19 protein-coding genes are annotated in these 20,237 nt (G+C 33.7%); 17 read left to right on the forward strand and 2 right to left on the reverse strand.

The window, feature by feature from the left end:
- Complete coding sequence (gene hemC / locus C6H18_RS02950; protein WP_104721617.1) at window positions 1-933, forward strand: hydroxymethylbilane synthase; 933 nt, start codon at window positions 1-3, stop codon at window positions 931-933.
- On the opposite strand, the gene C6H18_RS02955 is transcribed toward hemC, so the two are convergent.
- Window positions 930-2,186, reverse strand: coding sequence for a glutamate-5-semialdehyde dehydrogenase (locus tag C6H18_RS02955; RefSeq protein ID WP_104721618.1), 1,257 nt, complete (start codon window positions 2,184-2,186; stop codon window positions 930-932). The genes hemC and C6H18_RS02955 overlap by 4 nt on opposite strands.
- Window positions 2,176-4,293 (reverse strand): RNA degradosome polyphosphate kinase, encoded by a 2,118-nt coding sequence (locus tag C6H18_RS02960; protein WP_104721619.1) that lies wholly within the window; start codon window positions 4,291-4,293, stop codon window positions 2,176-2,178. Before C6H18_RS02960 ends, C6H18_RS02955 begins: the two co-directional genes overlap by 11 nt.
- Window positions 4,294-4,425: 132 nt before the next feature.
- Here C6H18_RS02960 and purM point away from each other — a divergent pair, with 132 nt between their 5' ends.
- The 16 genes from purM to C6H18_RS03040 all read left to right on the forward strand — a co-directional run bounded on the left by purM (window position 4,426) and on the right by C6H18_RS03040 (window position 20,221).
- Window positions 4,426-5,418, forward strand: a complete 993-nt coding sequence (purM, locus tag C6H18_RS02965; protein WP_104721620.1) for a phosphoribosylformylglycinamidine cyclo-ligase — start codon at window positions 4,426-4,428, stop codon at window positions 5,416-5,418.
- Window positions 5,419-5,471: 53 nt separating this feature from the next.
- Window positions 5,472-6,206: an SH3 domain-containing protein gene (locus C6H18_RS02970; protein ID WP_104721621.1), complete on the forward strand. Its 735-nt coding sequence runs from the start codon at window positions 5,472-5,474 to the stop codon at window positions 6,204-6,206.
- Entirely contained in the window at window positions 6,206-6,994 is a 789-nt protein-coding gene (locus C6H18_RS02975) for a shikimate dehydrogenase (protein WP_104721622.1), read from the forward strand. The genes C6H18_RS02970 and C6H18_RS02975 overlap by 1 nt, the downstream gene beginning before the upstream one ends.
- Window positions 6,995-7,064: 70 nt before the next feature.
- A complete protein-coding gene (gene hpf / locus C6H18_RS02980; RefSeq protein ID WP_104721623.1) occupies window positions 7,065-7,613 on the forward strand; it encodes a ribosome hibernation-promoting factor, HPF/YfiA family in 549 nt (182 codons plus the stop codon).
- Window positions 7,591-8,844, forward strand: coding sequence for a polynucleotide adenylyltransferase (locus C6H18_RS02985; protein ID WP_104721624.1), 1,254 nt, complete (start codon window positions 7,591-7,593; stop codon window positions 8,842-8,844). Before hpf ends, C6H18_RS02985 begins: the two co-directional genes overlap by 23 nt.
- 2 nt (window positions 8,845-8,846) lie before the next feature.
- Window positions 8,847-11,492, forward strand: a complete 2,646-nt coding sequence (locus C6H18_RS02990; RefSeq protein WP_104721625.1) for a phosphoenolpyruvate carboxylase — start codon at window positions 8,847-8,849, stop codon at window positions 11,490-11,492.
- A gap of 126 nt (window positions 11,493-11,618) precedes the next feature.
- Window positions 11,619-12,914, forward strand: coding sequence for a trigger factor (gene tig / locus C6H18_RS02995; RefSeq protein WP_104721626.1), 1,296 nt, complete (start codon window positions 11,619-11,621; stop codon window positions 12,912-12,914).
- A complete protein-coding gene (gene clpP, locus C6H18_RS03000) occupies window positions 12,915-13,505 on the forward strand; it encodes an ATP-dependent Clp endopeptidase proteolytic subunit ClpP (RefSeq protein ID WP_104721627.1) in 591 nt (196 codons plus the stop codon).
- A gap of 22 nt (window positions 13,506-13,527) precedes the next feature.
- Window positions 13,528-14,574 carry a GGDEF domain-containing protein gene (locus C6H18_RS03005; RefSeq protein WP_104721628.1) on the forward strand — a complete coding sequence of 349 codons (1,047 nt, stop codon included), beginning with the start codon at window positions 13,528-13,530 and terminating at the stop codon, window positions 14,572-14,574.
- A 3-nt stretch (window positions 14,575-14,577) separates the two neighbouring features.
- On the forward strand, window positions 14,578-15,096 hold the full coding sequence (gene def, locus C6H18_RS03010; protein ID WP_104721629.1) for a peptide deformylase: 519 nt from the start codon (window positions 14,578-14,580) through the stop codon (window positions 15,094-15,096).
- Window positions 15,087-16,598 (forward strand): YifB family Mg chelatase-like AAA ATPase, encoded by a 1,512-nt coding sequence (locus C6H18_RS03015; protein ID WP_104721630.1) that lies wholly within the window; start codon window positions 15,087-15,089, stop codon window positions 16,596-16,598. The genes def and C6H18_RS03015 overlap by 10 nt, the downstream gene beginning before the upstream one ends.
- A 110-nt stretch (window positions 16,599-16,708) precedes the next feature.
- Complete coding sequence (locus tag C6H18_RS03020; protein ID WP_104721631.1) at window positions 16,709-16,972, forward strand: ComEA family DNA-binding protein; 264 nt, start codon at window positions 16,709-16,711, stop codon at window positions 16,970-16,972.
- Between the two features lie 76 nt (window positions 16,973-17,048).
- The gene (gene ilvC / locus C6H18_RS03025) at window positions 17,049-18,074 is read left to right on the forward strand and encodes a ketol-acid reductoisomerase (RefSeq protein WP_104721632.1); all 1,026 of its coding nucleotides are present in this window, start codon (window positions 17,049-17,051) and stop codon (window positions 18,072-18,074) included.
- Between the two features lie 65 nt (window positions 18,075-18,139).
- A complete protein-coding gene (gene minD, locus C6H18_RS03030) occupies window positions 18,140-18,940 on the forward strand; it encodes a septum site-determining protein MinD (protein WP_104721633.1) in 801 nt (266 codons plus the stop codon).
- Complete coding sequence (gene minE / locus C6H18_RS03035) at window positions 18,937-19,170, forward strand: cell division topological specificity factor MinE (protein ID WP_104721634.1); 234 nt, start codon at window positions 18,937-18,939, stop codon at window positions 19,168-19,170. The genes minD and minE overlap by 4 nt, the downstream gene beginning before the upstream one ends.
- Window positions 19,160-20,221 (forward strand): divergent polysaccharide deacetylase family protein, encoded by a 1,062-nt coding sequence (locus C6H18_RS03040; RefSeq protein WP_104721635.1) that lies wholly within the window; start codon window positions 19,160-19,162, stop codon window positions 20,219-20,221. Before minE ends, C6H18_RS03040 begins: the two co-directional genes overlap by 11 nt.
- Window positions 20,222-20,237 lie beyond the last annotated feature (16 nt).

Below are 20,237 nucleotides of genomic sequence, written 5' to 3' on the forward strand. Positions count from 1 at the left end.
ATGGATAGAGTTATTATTGGCACAAGAGGCAGTGTTTTAGCACTTTGGCAAGCAAATTACATTAAAGATCTTCTAAAGGATGCCTATCCAAACCTACAAGCAGAGCTAAAAATCGTAAAAACTAAAGGGGATAAAATCCTTGATGTTCCCCTAAATAAGATTGGAGGCAAGGGGCTTTTTACTAAAGAATTAGAAAGTCTTTTGCTAGAGAATACTATTGATATAGCTGTGCATAGTCTTAAAGATGTCCCTGTGGAGTTTATTAAGAATCTAGGTTTAGCGGCTATTACTAAACGCGAAGATGTTCGGGATAGTTTTTTAAGCTTTAAGTATGAATACTTAGAATCTCTACCTAAAGGTGCTAAAGTTGGCACGACTTCTTTAAGAAGAACTATGCAGCTAAAAAGATTGCGGAGTGATTTAGATTGCGTGAGTTTAAGAGGAAATGTGCAGACGCGTTTAAAGCGGTTAGAAGATGGAGAATTTGATGCAATTATTCTTGCACAAGCAGGAGTAAATCGTCTTGGAATAAAGGGAATAAAGTATATGTTGCCACTGGATTTTATGATTCCAGCAATGGGACAGGCTGCACTTGGCATTGAATGTAAAAAGGATAGTGAAATTTATCATAAGCTTGCTTTTTTAAACGATAAAAATTCCCTTTTTGAGACTAGTTGTGAGAGGGAATTTGTGAAGACTTTAGAGGGTGGATGCCAAGTCCCTATTGGAGTAAATGCTGTTTTAAAGCAAGATTGCATTGCCCTAAGGGCTATAATTGGATTACCAAATGGGGAAGAAGTTTTAGAAGATTATATAGAATCCAAAGTTAGTAGCTTGGAGGATTGTCAAAGTCTAGGGAGGGAGTTTGCCTTAAAATTTCTTGCTTTAGGGGCTAAAGATATTTTAATAAAGGCTCAAGATTGGGAGTTTTAACGCACTTGCCCACTTCCTCTTATTTTGTATTTATAGGTTGTGAGACTTTCTACGCCCATAGGTCCTCTTGCGTGGATTCTAGCTGTTGATATACCTACTTCTGCTCCATAGCCAAACTCTTCTCCATCACTAAATCGTGTGGAGGCATTAACATAGACACAAGCACTATCTATTTGGTTTAAAAACTCTTCTGCAAGGGTATAATCTTCGCATAAAATCGCATCACTATGTCCGCTTCCATAGGTTTGGATATGTAAAAGAGCCTCTTGAAAGCTTGGTATGACTTTAAGGTTTAAGATGTTGTCATTGTATTCAATATGATAGGCTTCAGGAGGGATTAGCTCACATTCTATATTTTTATCTTTTAAGATAGTATAAGATTCTTCGCAACCTTTAAGGAACGTTCCCTTACTTTTAAGCGCAAGTGCTACTTTTGGCAAGAAATCTTTAGCAAACTCCTTATCTATAAGCAGTGTTTCACAGGCATTGCAAGTGCTAGGACGAGAGGTTTTAGCATTTAGGATAATAGCAATAGATTCTTCAATTTTGCAGCTATGGTGTGCGTAAATATGGCAAACTCCTTTATCGTGCTTAATAACAGGGATTTTAGAATGTTCGCTGACAAAATTAATTAACCCTTCTCCACCTCTTGGAATCACTAAATCAACAAAATCTTTTGCGCAGAGCAATGCTTTTAAATCTTCTCTATTTTGCATACTTGGAAGTAAAATAATAGATTCTAAGGGGAGATGGTGTTGGTTTAAGATCTTATGAAAGATTTCTGTAATTTTCTCATTGGAGTTTTGAGCTTCTTTGCCTCCTTTTAGAATGCAGACATTTCCACTTTTGAAACATAATCCAGCCGTATCACTTGTAACATTGGGTCTTGATTCATAAATAATTGCAATAACTCCTAAGGGTGTGCTTACTTTTTGAATATCAAGCCCTTTAGAGTTGCTAAAACCGCTTAAGATTCTATGTAGAGGGTCTTGAAAATCCGCTATTTTTCTTAAAGATTGCGCCATACTTTTAATCTTTTTTTCATCTAGGCTTAGACGTTCCATCATTGCATTGCTTAGATTCATAGTTTGAGCATTTTTTAAATCTTTTGCATTGGCTTGTAGCAGATTTTGTATATTTGTCTCTAATCCTAATGCACAATCTCTTAGGAATTCTTGTCTTTGTTGGTGTGGAAGTTGAGCTAGGATATTTGTGGCTACTTTTGCTTTGTGGAGTGTTTGGCTAAGATTCATCAAAATTCCTTTTAAACATTTGTCTTGAAAGTTTTTTAGCTTTTACTTCTTCTTCCTCACGTTTTAAAGAGATGTAGGTAGAGTTTGTATAGTCTTCTAAAATCTTTTGACTATTGATTGGCTTCTCTCCGGTATTGGGTGAGAGTTTTTTATACTCACCATTGCTTTGGAGTTCGTGAGACTTCGCATTATCTTCACTTTGGATTTTAAGGATACCAAAGAGTTTATCGGCTAAATCTTGTTGGAAGATTGGCGTCATTAATTCTACCCTTCTCTCTAAATTTCTTGGCATCAAATCCGCACTTGCAAAGTAGATTTGCGGTTTTGCGTGTTTAAAGTAATAAATCCTTGCGTGTTCTAAGTATTTCCCTACAATAGAGATTACGCGGATATTTTCACTCACTCCTTTGATGTTTGGCTTCAAACAACAAATTCCACGAATGATTAAGTCTATTTTAACTCCAGCATTAGAGGCTTGATAAAGGGCTAAAATCACATCAGTATCGACAATAGAATTGGCTTTTAAGATAATTCTCCCCTCATTTCCTTTGTTGGTTTCATTGTTAATAAGCTCTAAAATCTTGGGTTTGATTTGCATAGGTGCTGCAAGGAGGGTTTCAAGCTTTGATTTGTGAGAAAAACCAGAGAGATTATGGAAGAATTTTGTAGCATCTTGAGTGAATTCTTTTTTAGAAGTCATATAGCTAATATCTGTATAAATTTTTGCTGTGCTTGGATTATAATTTCCTGTGCTTAAATGCACATATTCGCGCAATTCCCTACCGATACTTTTAATTACTAAGGCAATTTTTGCATGCACTTTTAATCCCGGCACTCCATAGATAACATGAGCTCCAGCGGATTCTAAGGCTTTTGCCCAATTAAGATTATTTTCTTCATCAAATCTTGCTTTAAGTTCTACAAGGGCTGTAACTTGTTTGCCATTTTCAGCAGCTTCAATGAGTGATTTTACGATGGGGGAGTTTTTACCAACACGATAAAGCGTCATACGAATTGAAAAAACATCAGGATCTTTTGCGGCACTTTGGATAAAATTTACAATAGGGTCAAAGCTTTCATAGGGTTGATATGAAAGAATATCTCGTGTATCAAGCACAGAAAAAATATTGGCTTTGGAATCTAGGGGTGGTAAGATTTTAGCACTATAATTTGGAAAAGTTAGATTAGCAAAGTTTTTATTTCCTACAATTTCCCATAGGATATTAGAATTCATTGGTAATTCGTATTCATAAATATCTTCAGCAGATACTCTAATGTATTGAGTGATAAAGCCTTTTAATTCTTCATCCACACTTTTGCTAATTTCAAGTCGGATAATTTCTCCCTTTCTGCGAGACTTTAATCCCTCTGTCATTAGCACCATAAAATCGTCCGCTTCCTCTTCTTCTATTTCCATATCTGCATTTCTTGTTACTCTAAAAGCACCCCAATTAAGGGCTTTAAAGCCCGGAAATAATTCACTAGTAAATTCTGCTACAACACTATCTGTATAGATATAAGTATCATCAAGATTGATAAAGCCCGGGAGCATTCTTGAGATTCTTGTCATACCAAATTTAATTTCATTAGGGTCATCAAGGCTTTGGAGTTTGAGTGCCAAAACATAGGTGAGATTATTAAGGTGAGGAAAAGGATGAGTGGCATCCACAGCAATTGGGACAACAATAGGATAAAGGTGATTTAAGAAATATTCTTGAAGCTTTTGTTTTTGTTCTTTATTAACTTCTTTATAGGTTTTAATAGATAAGCCAATGTTTTGAAGTTCTTTTTTGATTTCTGTATAACAAGATTCTACATACTCTTGTTCTTTTTGCAGATAGTTTCTAATTTCTTCTAATTGTTCTTTTGGCGTTAGTCTATCCGCTCCACTTTCGATAATCCCTTCACTATAAAGTCGTTTTAACCCAGCAACCCTTACCATATAAAACTCATCAAGGTTTGTTCTATAAATAGCAAGGAATTTTAGACGCTCTAATAAAGGATTGTTTTTATCTTGTGCTTCACTCAAAACGCGTGTATTAAATCTAAGCCAAGATAATTCACGATTAATAAAATTTTTTGCTTTATTGAGGGTATTTTGAGACATATTTGCCCCCTTATGTGATTTGGATAATTATATAGTAGTTAGCATTAAACTTTGTTAATTGTGGGTGAAATTCTAAAGCTTTAAGTTGTAATTTTGTATTATTTTCTTTATTTTTGCATTATGAGGAATATAATGAAAAAGCTAAGTTACAAAGATAGCGGTGTAGATATAGCAGAGGGAAATGCTTTAGTGGAGGGTTTAAAAAATCTCGTGCAATCTACTTTTAATGCAAATGTTTTAGGGGGGATTGGTTCTTTTAGCGGTGCTTATGCGTTGCCTAGCGGATACAAAGAACCTGTGATTTTGGCTGCTACTGATGGTGTTGGGACGAAATTGCGTTTGGCGATTGATTGGGGAATTTTAGAAAATGTTGGTATAGATTTAGTAGCAATGTGTGTGAATGATTTGATTTGTAATTTTGCTACCCCGCTTTTTTTCTTGGATTATTATGCAACAGGTAAGCTTAATAAAGCTAAAGCCCTAGAAGTTATTAATGGGATTACCAAAGGTTGTTTAGAAGCAGAATGTGCATTAATAGGAGGAGAGAGTGCAGAGATGCCCGGAATGTATCAAAAAGAGGATTTTGATTTAGCTGGATTTGCCGTTGGTATTGCAGAAAAAGAAAGGGTGCAGAGGGAAAACCCTATAAAAGTCGGTGATGTTTTAGTTGCACTCCCAAGTAGTGGAGTTCATTCTAATGGCTATTCCCTTATTCGGAAGATTATTGCAGAACATTCTATAAACTTAGAATCTAATTTTAATGGAAAGACTCTTATAGAAGAACTTTTAGAACCAACAAAAATTTATGTAAAAACCTTTAAAGCTGTTGAACACAAAATCAAAGCTTTAGCCCATATTACCGGAGGGGGATTGATAGAGAATATTCCTAGAATCTTGCCTTGCTGTGTTGATGCTATTATCGAAGAACAAAAGATACAAACACTCCCTATTTTTGAGTGGCTTACAAGATATGTAGAAGATGATGATAAATATCGCACCTTTAATATGGGGATTGGTATGGTTTTAGTTTGTGATCCTAAGGAAGCTGATACTCTTACTAAAATATGCAATGGGTATATTTTAGGCGAAATAAAACAAGGTAATAAAAGGGTAACATTTGCTTAATAAGAGTTTTTTAGATACAATGGTGCTTAATTTGTTAAAAGGGTTTAGTTTGAATGTTTGAAGGGATAAAACGTTTTTTTAAAATCTATCCTTTGCCTATTTTTGTATTGTTGTTAGCATTTGCTATTTATTATTCTATTTTTGAGATTATTAAAAGGCAAGATGGCAAAACACAGCCTCTTACTGAAGTAGAATCTATGCTATCCCAAGAAGAGGATTTGGAGGTTTTAGCGCATCAATTAGAAAAAGAGATTCCACCTTTACCTAACGATAATGAACCCGATCCTGTTGTAGAAATCCAAACCAACAATGAAATACCCAATGAAATAGAGGATCCTAAGAAATATATTACTTCAAAAGTAGATTCTCTTAATATTAGAGAGCAACCTAATACGACTTCTGCCATAATAGGCAAACTTACTCCACAGCTTAAAGCAATTATCTTAGAAGATAATGGCAAATGGGTATTAATTGGTGAAGCCATTACGCAAACTACATTAGGTTGGGTGTTAAAGGCTTATACAAAATCTTATTTTTCAGAGAGTTTTATTTCGCAAGTTCAACCTAGTGCTTCACAAAATACTGCTCAAACTAAAGTTATTTATTATAGCTCCAAAGTCCCTCGTTTGAATATTCGTCAAGAGCCTTCTATAGATTCTCCTATTGTGGGTAAGCTTACACCAGCAGATAATGTAGAGATTACCCAAGAAGTTAATGGATGGGTTAAGATTAAGGATAAAAATACGCTTAAGGGTTGGACGCTTCGTAGGTATTTAATAGCGCGATAATGCAATTTGTTGTTGTTGGGAATCCTATTCACCACTCCCTCTCCCCTCTTTTACACAATTACGCTTTTAGATTATTAGGCATTAATGCTTTCTATGGACGCTATTGTTTAAGCCAAGAAAAAGATTTTAGATTTTTGGAGACTTTAGGGTTAAAGGGTGCAAATATTACTATCCCTTTTAAAGAAATTGCTTTTAGGTCTTGTGATGAAACCTTTGGAATTGCTAAAAAAATAGAAGCTGTGAATACGATTATTTTTTGTAAAGGCAAGATTTTTGGATATAACACCGATGCAATGGGGTTTTATCAATGTATTGAATCTTTTAAATTTAAAAATGCGCTTATTTTAGGTGCGGGGGGTAGTTCTAAAGCATTAGCTTGTATTTTACAAGAGAAGAATATTGATACTACTATTTTAAATCGTTCTAGTGAGCGTTTAAAATCTTTTAGCGGGTTTGAAGCTTATACTTTTGATTCTTTTAAGCCTAAAAAAACTTATGATATTGTTATTAATGCCACCCCCTCTGGATTGATAGAAAATTCCCTTCCAATGCAAAGAGGGCAGCTTATAGAGATTTTAAAAGACGCACAATTAGCTTTTGATTTGATTTATGGGAGGGAAACTCCTTTTTTGGCATTAGCAAAATCTCTACAAATACCTATCCAAGATGGTAAGAATATGTTGATTAATCAAGCAATTTTAGCTTTTGAGATTTTTATGGAGTCTCAAGGGATAGTTTTTGATAAAAACCTTTTGAGTAATGCTATGAGAACTTCTTGGCTAATCTAAAAGTCTTTGAAAATATTGTTTTAACTCCATTGTGATACAATACAAATACAATAACACAAAGGAGATTGTTATGAATATGGTGATTACTTCTAGGCATTTTGAGCTTACAGATTCTATTAAAGAGTATATTATTCGCTTAGGTGAAGGGTTAAAAAAATATCATTTGGATATTTTAAATTTTCGTGTAGTGATTTCTTTTCAAGAAAAAAAGGGAAAAGAAAAGAAGAAAAAAGCTTTTTTGATTGATATGACTTTATCTATGGCAAAGACTAATACTATTGTTGTTAGCCAAAAAGATAAAGATTTGTATGTTGCTGCAGATTTAGCCTTTGCAAGAATGAATAAAATCTTGCGTCGCTATCACGATAAGATTCATCATAAATATGCAGTTCCTACGGAAGAATTAATGGCAGCGGATATTTTGCGTGATGAAGCTTTAGCTTCAAAGATGGAAGATGAGATTGTTCCAATGGATTTGTATTTGCATAAGCCTATGGGTATTGATGAAGCATTAGAGTGTTTAAAAAGTAGCTCCCAACAATTTTTTGTCTTTAATGATAAAGATTCTAAAATGCGAGTGATTTACAAAAGAATCGATGGGAAATACGGACTTTACTAAAAAGATTTATCTTGTAGGGGGGGCTGTTAGGGACCAACTCTTAGGATTACCTATAAAAGATAAAGATTATGTGGCGGTTGGTTATAGCCCAAAAGATTTTTTGCATTTACCCAAAGTTGGAAAAAACTTTCCTGTTTATTGGGTAGATAAGCACACGCAAATAGCTTTAGCAAGGAGAGAAAGCAAGGTTGCTAGAGGTTATAATGGCTTTTGCTATGAGATAGAACATATTACCCTTTATGAGGATTTAAAAAGACGCGATTTGACAATTAATGCTATGGCATTAGATGAAAGTAGTGGAGAGATTATTGATCCCTTTAAGGGAAGAGAAGATTTGGAGAATAAAGTCTTAAGACACACTTCTTTGGCTTTTTGTGAAGATCCTTTGCGTGTGATAAGGATTGCAAGATTTAGGGCAAAACTTGGAGAGTTATGGCAAATCCACCCTCATACTAAAACCTTAATTGCTACAATGAAAGAGAGTTTAGCGGAGCTAGAGCCTAATAGGGTTTATCAAGAAATAGCTCTGCTTTTAAATTATGAAAAATCTTATTTGTTTTTTCAAACCCTATTAGAACTTTGTGTATTAGATAGGGTTTTTCCCTTGATTTCTTCGCTTAAAGCTTTAAAACTAAGATTCTATGTTACAGAAATCTCTGCTTTTGATTATACGATGAAGGTTTTAGAGGCTTTAAAAGCAGAAGAGAGCTTATTGAAGTTAAGTGCGCTTTATTATTGTTTATTTGCAAATACTTTTTTGACGACACCCTCTTTAACTCTTAGACAAAGGGAGCAGTCTTTTGAGAAATGTTTAGATATGCAAATTCCAAAAATGCTTAAAAAATCAATGTTTCTTTTAATGAGTAATCACCAAAGGATAAAAAAAATACAGCATAGCCAAGATTTAGAGATTTTAAGCTTTTTAGAAAGCTTTAAGAGAAATAAGGGGCTTTTAAAGTCTCAGATAAGGTTTTTTTATGCGCAAGAGAGTGTTGCTTGTCTTTATTCTAAGGAGACTCTATGGTTACCTATTAAAAAGATATGGAAAATTTTTTATGCAATTTGTAATTATTCCCCCAAAGATTGGATAGATAATGCGATACCAAAGCCTAGCGGAAAAGAGATACAAGAACATATCTTGCAAGAAAAACTCAAGATTATTGCGGCTTTTAAGGCTAAAAAGTTTTTCTTTATTAGAAAAGGCTATAATGGCAAAAATAAAAGGAGGTAATTATGGAGTATAATCAAAAAGAGGATATAGATTTTATTTTTAGTGTAATGATGGAATTTTTAGATGAGGTTGCACCAAATACTAAAAGCTTTTTTATAGCTTTTAAAGAGGAGTCCCCTAATCTTTATAAGAAAGATTTATTGCAAAGTTTGCCATCAGAGGAGATTCCAAATCTCATTAAGGCTTTTACTTTATACCATTTGCTTCTTAATATTATTGATGAGAGGAATCATTTAAAAAGAAACCCAAAAGTAAATTTGCAAAAAACCATTCAAGAACTTAAAGCAGATGGTTATGATGAAGAGGATATTAAAGCTGTATTAAAAAGAATGAAATTTTATCCTGTCTTTACAGCTCATCCAACAGAATCTCTGCGCAGAACTTTTTTGGAAAGCTATCACCAAATGTGTGATGATTTGCATTTATGGATTGATTATGGCAACAAGGAAGCAAAAGAGCATTTGAAATACCGCTTAAGTTGTTTGTGGCATAGCCATATAGTCCGTAGAGAGAAGATAGAGGTTTTATTTGAATTAGACAATCTATTGTATTTTATGGAAAGCTCGATTTTACAAAGTGGAACAGAAGCTTTAGAGGAGGTGGAGGAAGTTTTAGGGGAGGATTTGAAAAAATCCCCTATTAGGCTTGGTAGTTGGATTGGAGGTGATAGGGATGGGAATCCTTATGTCAATAATGATGTTATGTTAGCGGTTATGAAGCAACAACATAAAACGATTATTGAACATTATTTAAAGGTTATTGATAAATTATGCAGAGAGCTATCCCACGCAAGAGAATATATTTGTCCTACTGAAGAGTTATTAGAGAGTTTAGAGAAAGAAAAAGAATGCCTTGATGATATGGCAAGAAAACTTTTTTTACAAGAACCTATAAGAGCGAAGCTTACTTGTATGAGGGTGAAACTACAAAATAGAATTATTGCTTTAAATCTACCACAAATAGCTTTAGAAGAGAGTGAGATTTATAGGTATCAAAACCCCAAAGAGTTTATAAAAGATATTGAAATGCTTATAGAATCTTTGGATAATCGTAGCAGAAAATATTTAAAGCGACTAAAAAATTTAGTGCTTTTGGCAGGCTTTCATTTAATGCAATTAGACTTTAGAGAGCATCGTGATGTTTTTTGGAGGGCTTTAGCAGAGATTTTTTCTATTTTGGGCTATACTCAAGAAGATTTATTGCTCCTATCTCCTAACAAACAAAGGGAGATTTTAGACTTTGCTCTCAATCAGCCATCGCCAGATCTTAATAAGTTCTATGATAAGTTTAGCGCACAAACCCAAGAGATATTATTGGTGTTTTGGAATTTTCAATGGGCAAAAACAAGGATTAGTGATAATATTATTCATTCGTGCATCATTTCAATGTGTAAAAGTGCTAATGATTTTTTATGTGTTTTTTGGTATGCAAAACAATCAGGGCTTTGGAGAGAGGGGAAAAAGACCAGAATTTCTATTTCGCCACTTTTTGAGACTATCTCTGATTTAGAAAATGCTCCTAAAATCTTAAGAGAGCTTTGTAGGAATACGCAATATCTTCAATACCTGCAATCAAGAAAAAATTATCAAGAAATTATGATTGGATATTCTGATTCAAGTAAAGATGGGGGGATTTTTGCTAGTAATTATTCTTTATATAAAGCCATCTCTAATCTTATGAGTTTAGGGGAGGAATTAAATATTAAATTCCGATTGTTTCACGGCAGAGGAGGGAGCGTTAGCCGTGGTGGAGGTGCATTAAGTGATGCTTTGATGGCATCACCTAATAATAGTGTGGCAGGATTTTTAAAGACAACGGAGCAAGGCGAAGTTATTAGCGTTAAATACCTTAATCCTAAAAAAGCAGCCTTTAATTTTTCTAGCATTTTAACGGCTTTGTTGAAAAAATCTGTTTATGATAGATTTGGTGGCATTCATTTAACCCCTAAAAAAGATTATGATTCCTTAATGCGAAAAATTAGTGAAGAATCCTTTAAAACGTATCGCGTATTAGTTTATCAAACAGAGGGCTTTATGGAATATTTTAAGAGTGCTACCCCCATAGAGTTTATTCAGCAACTAAATATTGGCTCTCGTCCTAGTAAGCGAAAAGATACGCAGAGAGTGGAAGATTTACGCGCTATTCCTTGGGTCTTTGCTTGGACGCAAAATAGAGCTATTATTCCAGCTTGGTATGGGCTTGGTAGCGGATTAGAAAAAGCTAATGAGATTTATGATAAGGAAATATTTCGGCAATGCTATCAGGAGGATTTATTTTTTAAAACCACTATTGATAATATTTCACAAGCATTTTTAAAAGTGGATTTAGAAATTGCAAAGTTTTATAATGAGTTTGTAGAAGAGCAAGAGATTAGAGATAGAATTTGGCAAATGATTACAAGAGAATATGCTTTAACTTTAGAATGGCTCTTGTTTATAAGGCAAGAAGAATCTTTATTAGCTAGTGAGAAGATGATTGAAGAATCTATTCTTTTACGGAAGCCTTTTTTGACAAGTCTTAGTTTTTTGCAGCTTTATCTCATTAAACAATATAAAAATGCACATTATCCCCAACAAAAACAGAGGATTATGGAGCAAATTGTAACAACTATTGTGGGTATAGCACAGGGTATTAGAAATACAGGTTGATAGAGTTAATGCCTTAATTTTAAATAGGTTAATAAAGTTGTGGAGGTTTTAAACTTTAAGAAAATATTTGTTATAATGAAAAAATTGTTAATATTGTTATTTTATGTTTTTGGAGTATAAAGCACAATGAGCTTAAAGGTGAATAGAATTGATAGTGCAAATGCAACCGCAGAGGTAATTATTTCTCAAGAGAAATTAGATAAAAAACTACAAGAGGTTATAAAATCTGCAGGAAAAAATCTTAAAATTGATGGTTTTAGAAAAGGACATGTTCCAGTTGCAGCGATTAAAGCTCGTTATGGAAAGCAACTTGAAGAAGATACACAAAAAGAGTGCATTCAAGACATCTTAAAAGAAATTTTAGAGATATTAAAAGTGGAACCTAGCTTGTTAGTAGGAGATCCAAAAATTACTAAATTTAACCCAACAAAAGAAGGATTAGAGCTTGAACTCAAGATCGGATTAACCCCTTCTATTCCTCTTGATAATTTAGAGGAATGTATCCCTCCTGTAAATATTCCAGAGGTTAGTGATAAAGACATTGAGGCAAAGATAGAGGAGATTGCTACTGCTAGAGCCCCTCTAATTAGTATTGAAGATGGTCGTAGGAAGTTAAAAGATGGAGAATATGCCAAAATAGATTTTGAAGGATTTATAGATGATAAACCTTTTGAGGGAGGAAAAGCGGAAAATTATCTTCTAAAAATCGGTAGTAAGTCTTTTATAGAGGGATTTGAAGAGCAGCTTATTGGTATGAAAAAGGAGGAAGAGAGAGCTATTGAAGTAACCTTTCCAGAGAATTATCAAGCTAAGAATCTAGCAGGTAAATTAGCAACCTTTAAGGTCAAGCTCCACGAAATACAAACGCAAGGAAAGATTGAAGTAGATGATAATTTCGCAAAGACTTTATTGCCTGAAGAAAAAGAAGCCAATGTAGAAATGTTAAAAGAAAAGGTTAAAGCGCAATTACAAGCCCAAAAGAAACACGAGATTTATAATAATGAACTAAAAGTGGCTCTAGTAGAAAATCTCAACAAAATGATTGTTTTTGATTTACCCCAAACCATTGTAGAGCAAGAGATGGATTTATTGCTCCGAAATGCTTTTGCTTCCTTGAGCAAAGAAGAGCAAGAAAAGTTGGTTAAAGATGAGCAAATGCTTAAAGCTAAGAGGGAAGAACAAAGAGAAAACGCACAAAAGAGTGTTAAAATTACTTTCATTATAGATGCGATTGCCAAGAGAGAGAACATAAATATACCTGATAATGAAGTTATTAATGCTGTTTATTATGAGGCTATGGCAATGAGACAAAACCCTCAAGAAATTTTAGAATATTATAAAAACAATAATCTTCTTCCGGCTGTAAAAATGGCTATGTTAGAAGATAGAGTTTTAATGAATCTATTGGATAAGAAGGCATAAATGAGTTATTATGTTCCTATTGTTATAGAAAAGACTGGTCGCGGGGAGCGAAGCTATGATATTTATTCGCGATTATTAAAAGATAGGATTGTTATGTTAAGTGGCGAAATAAATGATGGTTTAGCCTCTTCTATCGTTGCGCAGTTATTATTTTTAGAAGCAGAAGATCCCGAAAAAGATATTTATTTATATATTAATTCTCCAGGTGGTGTTATTACAAGTGGATTTAGTATTTATGACACAATGAATTATATTAAGCCTGATATTTGCACTATATGTATTGGTCAAGCAGCTAGTATGGGGGCTTTTTTGTTGAGTTGTGGAGAGAAGGGCAAGAGGTATTCTTTGCCTAATTCTCGGATTATGATTCATCAACCATTAGGCGGTGCTAGAGGGCAAGCTACGGATATCGAAATTCAAGCAAAAGAAATCTTGCGTTTAAAAGGAATTTTAAATGATATTTTAGCAGATAACACCAATCAACCTTTAGACAAAATCGCTAAGGATACTGATAGAGACTTTTTTATGAGTGCCACAGAAGCAAAAGATTATGGTTTAATTGATGCGGTATTGGTTAAAAGTTTGAAATAATAAAGGGTAAAGGGTAATTGTTATGAGCGAAGAGTTAGCAAAATTGAAAGAAGCACAGGATATTGATATGGATGAGAATCAAGAAATGAATGATTCTGAAGATGAAGCAGAGGATGTTTCTACCATAGACATTCAAGGATTTAGCAAAGAAGTCTTGGATGCTATGAGTTCTAATGATGTAGCTCCTTTACCAGAGAATTATAAAATTTATTTTGAAAAACTTTTAAAAGAAAAACCCAAAGAGTTTAGAGATGAACTTTTAGCTTCTTTTGGTTCAAGGGATGAAGATTTAATTGAAGTGCAGACCGAGCTTGAGCTAAAAGTCTCTGAAAGCTATAATACTATCACAAAACTTTTGCAGACTATTGTAGCGGTGCATAAAAACTTTAGCTTATTGTATCGTATTGTTCAAAACCACAAAAAAGAAATTGCTGCCGTTAATAATACAAATACTTTTCAGAATATCATTGTAGTCTTCGAACAAGAATTATTAGAATTGCACACAACTCTAAAAAAGCAGATGAATGAGATTAGAAACCTATATGAAGCCTGTGCGGATAATGTGCAAGATATTATTGCTTCTTCTATCTTAGATTCTAAATATAAAGTCTTCACTCGAAAATACATGGAATCTAAAGTTATTAAAATGCTTGATTCTGCTAAAGACGTCAAACATACGCATTCTTTTATTATTTTTAAAGTTTCAAAGAAGCTTGAAAAAATTACTGCGGATAAGAAAAAATTTACAGCCATTAATAAGACTATTGTAAAAATCCTGCGAAATTTTACTGACAAAAGCGATCCAATTGCTCATATTGGAGAAGGTATTTTTGCTGTGTTGTTACATTATAGTGATAAAGATGGTGCTAAACGTTTTGCTAATAAAATCTGTGATAATGTCAGTTCTACCAATATTTACTTTGATGGTAAAGAGGTGATTTTATCTGTTAATAGTGGAATCTTAGAGATTAACAAAAACACAAAAGCTCAAGAATTTATCGAAAATACCATTGAAGCTTTAAGAAAAGCCGCTAGTAGCGATTCTTCATTTGTTGTTTTTGGAGGATAAGTAATGTTGGAGGTCATCACTTATCCCAATCCTCTTTTGCGTCAAATTTCAAAGCCTATTGAAACTTTTGATGAGGATTTACACAACCTCTTAGATGGAATGTATGAAGTGATGCTTCAAAAGAATGGAGTTGGAATTTCGGCTATTCAAGTTGCAAAACCCATTAGAGCTTTACTTGTTTGTTTGCCTAATGAAGAAGGGAATCAGGTTAAAGAGGATTTAATAGAAGTCATTAATCCAGAAATCTTAGAAAAAAGTGGCGAAATATTTTTTAGCGAGGGTTGTTTAAGTGTTCCGGATTTTTATGCAGATGTTAAACGTTTTCAGAAGATAAAAGTTGTCTATCAAGATAGATTTGGGAATCCTAAAGAAATGGAAGCACAGGATTATTTAGCTGTTGTTCTTCAGCACGAAATTGATCATTTAAATGGCGTTTTATTTATTGATAAACTTTCTATTGTGAAGCGCAAAAAATTCGAGAAAGTTTTTAAGCAAAATAAGAATTGTAAGGCATGGGTTTAAATATCCTATATTGTGCGGCGTTAGAGGGATTAGAGGCTAAAGAAGTTGAAGCGGAGATAAGCTTTACTAAGGCTTTGCCTTCTTTTCAAATCACAGGTTTAGCAGGGAATGCTATACAAGAATCCAAACAGAGGGTGCAATCTTCGCTCTTAGCTAATGGTTTTAAATTCCCTCCTTTAAAGATTACCGTTAATCTTTCTCCTTCAGATTTACCAAAACAGGGGAGTTTTTATGATTTGTCCATAGCCCTTTTAATTGCTTTGTATGGACATTTCAATGAGCAAGAGGATAATGATGAGAAAACTTGGTTTGCTTTTGGAGAGCTTGGACTAGATGGGAGAGTAAAAGATACTCCAGCTATCTATCCTCTTCTTTTTTCTTTACTTAGCAAACATAAAAACCAACAATCTTTTTTTCTGCTTCCAAAAAGTGCAGAAGGATTTTATTCTAAAATCCCTCATTTAAAGGCTTATTACATTGATACATTGCAAGAAGGGATTGAGATTTTAAAAAACCCTCCCCCCTTAAGTCCAAGTTATGAAGAATTACCTTTTTTATCAGAAGAGATTTTGGGAGAGAAGTATTATTTTAGCACGGATTTTCCTCTGGACTTTAAGGACATTATAGGTCAAGAGAGGGCAAAAAGGGCTGCTATGATAGCAGCTTGTGGATTCCATAATATACTTTTTGAAGGAAGTGCTGGGAGTGGTAAAAGTATGATAGCCTCTCGAATCCCTTATATTTTACCTCCTCTTAAGGGGCAAGAAATTTTAAAAATGGCTTCACATACACTTCAAATTTCTCCTTTTAGGGCATTTAGGAATCCTCATAATAGCGCAACAAAAGCAGCAATATTAGGAAGCGCAGTAGCACAAAATGTAAAACCCGGTGAAATTACTTTAGCGCATTTGGGAGTATTATTTTTTGATGAATTGCCACATTTTCCTAAAACAATTTTAGAATCTTTGCGCGAACCCTTACAGAATCATTATTTTACCATTTCGCGACTTCACGCAAAAATTACTTGCCCTACGGATTTTTTGTTTGTAGGGGCTATGAATCCTTGCCCTTGCGGGAATCTTTTGAGCATTTCTAAAGAATGTCGTTGTAACCAAAAAGAGATTAATGCCTATAAAAATAAAATTTCTGAACCTTTTTGGGATAGATTGGATATGTTTGTGCAAATGCAAGAAGGATTGCAAGAGAAGAGCATTATGACTTCTAAAGAAATGCAAAAGCAGGTTTTAGAGGCTTTTAAATTCCAAAAACAAAGAGGACAAGATTGTTTCAATGCAAGATTGGAGGGGGAGGAGTTAGCAGAGTTTTGTTGTTTGGGAGATGAAGTCAAAAATGTTTTGGAGTTAGCCATTGAACGTTTTGGCATTTCTTTGCGCCAAAAACATAAAATTCTTTGTGTAGCAAGAAGTATTGCGGATTTAGCACAATCTAAACATATAACCAAAGAGCATTTGCTGGAATCTTTGAGTTTTCGTAAAGTATAGTGTTACTAAAAGTTATAAATAAGTATTTTATTAAAAATATTTGATAGATTTAGGGTAATAAAAATGCTTTTTGTTACAATTAAGAGATAAATTTAATTAAGGAGTAGAAAATGAAATTATTGGTGGCATTCTTTTTAATGGCTTCGTTTTTATTTGGAGGAGTAGATTTAAACACTGCAAGTAAAGAAGAGTTAATGAAAATTAATGGTATAGGTGAGGCAAAGGCTCAAGCTATCATTGATTATAGGGAAAAGCAACCTTTTCAATCTGTGGATGAATTAGAAAAAGTTAAGGGCTTTGGTAAAAAAAATGCAGAGAAAATACGCAACCAAGTAAGTGTTGAAAATAATACCGAAAATAGCGTTGGAAACTAAAGGGTAATAACTTCAAAAATAGCTTAAGTTTAATTAGAATATAATCCATTCCAATATTTTTTTAAAAAGGTATCAAATGGCACTTAAAGTTTATTATGATAAAGATTGCGATTTAGGATTAATTCAAAGGAAGAAAGTTGCTATTATAGGATTTGGGAGTCAAGGGCATGCACACGCAGAGAATTTGAGGGATTCGGGTGTTGAAGTTGCCATTGGGCTTTATAAAGGAGGTAAAAGTTGGGCAAAAGCAGAAGCTAAAAATTTCAAAGTATTGGAGGTTAGTGAGGCTACAAAATGGGCAGATTTGATTATGATACTAATCCCTGATGAACTCCAAGCAGATGTTTTTAAAACCGATATTAAACCATATTTGGTTGAAGGTAAGATTATTGCTTTTGGACATGGATTTAATATCCACTTTGGGCAAATTAAAGCTCCCAAAGGCGTAGGGGTTATTATGGTTGCGCCAAAGGCTCCCGGTCATACGGTTAGATCGGAATTTATAAAAGGTGGCGGGATTCCTGATTTGATTGCCATAGAGCAAGATACTGATAGAAATGATGCAAAAGCTATTGCCTTAAGTTATGCAAGTGCCATTGGTGGCGGAAGAAGCGGGATTATCGAAACTACCTTCAAAGATGAAACCGAAACTGATCTCTTTGGAGAACAAGCTGTCTTGTGTGGAGGTGTTTCTAGCCTCATTAAGGCAGGATTTGAAACATTAGTAGAAGCAGGATACCCTGAAGAGATGGCATATTTTGAATGCTTGCACGAGTTAAAATTAATAGTGGATTTGATTTATCAAGGTGGTTTAGCCGATATGCGTTATTCTATTTCAAACACTGCTGAATATGGAGATATGGTAAGTGGTCCTAAAGTTATTAATGAAGCATCTAAAAAGGCTATGAAAGAAATTTTAAAAGATATTCAACAAGGGAATTTTGCTAAAGACTTTATTTTAGAGCGCAAAGCTGGATATGCTAGGATGAATGCAGAGAGGAAGAATCTTGCTAATCATCCTATTGAAAAGGTTGGGCAAAGTTTAAGGAATATGATGCCTTGGATAGCCTCTGGTAAGCTTATCGATAAAGAAAAAAATTAATATCGTTTTTGTAGGTTTGGGTTATTATTCTAACCCTAGTTTCTTAGAATGATTAAAGGTATATTTTGGGCGGAATAGTTATTACGATTACTTCGGGAAAAGGTGGAGTTGGAAAATCAACTACAACAGCGAATTTGGCAGTTGGATTAGCACTTTTAGGTAAAAAGGTAGTTGCGGTTGATTTTGATATTGGATTGCGCAATCTTGATATGATTTTAGGCTTAGAAAATCGTATTGTTTATGATATTGTCAATGTTATGGAGGGGGAATGTAATCTCTCTCAAGCACTTATTAATGATAAGAAGACAAAGAATCTTTATTTTCTTCCAGCCTCTCAAAGTAAAGATAAAAATATCTTAGAGAAAGAAAAAGTAGTTTGCCTTATTGAAAAGCTAAAAAATGAGTTTGATTATATTTTGCTAGATTCTCCTGCTGGTATTGAAGGAGGATTCGAACATGCTATGTTTTTAGCCGATGAGGCATTAGTTATTTCTACGCCTGAAGTTTCTAGTGTTAGGGATGCTGATAGAGTGATTGGCATTATTGATGCTAAGAGCAAAAAAGCAGCCTCTGGAGAGGAAGTTAAAAAATCTGTTATTATCAATCGTCTGAAACCAGAAATGGTAGAAAAGGGTGAAATGTTAAGCATAGCAGATGTTTTAAATATTTTGGCTTTGCCCTTAATTGGGGTTGTTCCAGAAGATGATAAAATCATCTCTTCCACAAATTTAGGAGAGCCGATTATTTATTCTAACAATCTAACAGCACAGGCTTATAAAAATATAGCAAGAAGAATTTTAGGTGAAGAAGTGCCTTATTTGGAATTAAAACCTAAAAAAGGGTTTCTTGGAAGGCTTTTTTCATGAGTTTTATGAAATTTTTTGGGAATAAGAAAACTTCTGCACAAGAAGCGAAGGACAGATTGACTTTGATTTTAGCTCACGAACGTGCTGTAAATATTCCTTATATAGATGCGATGAAACAAGAAATTTTAGAGGTTATTAAAAAATATACAAAAGCCCAAAAGATTGATATTAAAACAGATTCTAATCAAAACTTTACTACTTTAGAAGTTGAAATTCTTTTTGATAAATAAAAAAAGCAAGTTTGTTATTCTTGTTTTGGTATTCTTGGCATTAATAGGTATCTTGGGCTTTTTATTTAAGAATTATCAGGAATCCTCTACCCCCATTTCTACAAAAACCTCACAAGATGATATTGCTAATTCTTTGATAAAAAATCTTAGAGAAACAAACGAATACCTGCTATACCAAAATGTAGAATTCTTGAAGAAAAATTCAGACCTATTAGAGACTAATCAATATTTGGAGGATAATTTTTCTAAGCAAGAAGATTCTTTGCAACATACACCTAAAATCACAAATCCTTTAAAAGAGGAATCTCAAAAAAACCTTGCAGAAGTGTCTTCAAATCATAAAAATTTAATCGGTAATTGTAAGCGTATAAGACCTCAACTTGCTATTATTATTGATGATATAGCTTTTATCCGACAATACCATAAGGTTATGCAGTTGCCTTTTAAAGTTACGCCTTCTATTTTTCCTAAGGGTAAGGCTTCCCCTAATACTCCAAATATAGCAAAAACTGCACCTTTTTATATGGTGCATTTGCCACTTGAAGCATTAAGTTTTTACCAAAAGGGACACGATTTACTGCTTAACACAGATTCCAAAGAAACTATACAGAAAAAAATCAAAACTCTCAAAGAGGACTTTCCTGATTTGACTTATATTAATAACCATACGGGTAGTAAATTTACCCAAAATGAAACCCTAATGAAGTTTCTTTTAGAGGCATTAGAGCAAGAAGGTATTACTTTTGTGGATTCAAGAACCATAGCAGGGAGTGTAACAAGAAAATATTACCAATATCACCCTAAACCATCTTTTAATGCCTGTCAAAATACACCCTTTTTAGAAAGAGATGTTTTTTTGGATAATGAGCTTGATATTCAAAAGATTACTGCAAATTTGATGAAAGCCATTAAAATTGCGAAAACTAAAGGATACGCCATTGCTATTGGGCATCCTCATAAAGAGACTTTATTAGCACTTCAAAATGCTTCTGGCTATTTAAAAGAGAGTGGCGTTGATTTAGTTTATGTGAATGAATTAATTGTGCCATAAAATAATAAAAATTTAT

Source organism: Helicobacter mesocricetorum, assembly GCF_900198605.1.
GTDB classification, from domain to species: domain Bacteria; phylum Campylobacterota; class Campylobacteria; order Campylobacterales; family Helicobacteraceae; genus Helicobacter_D; species Helicobacter_D mesocricetorum.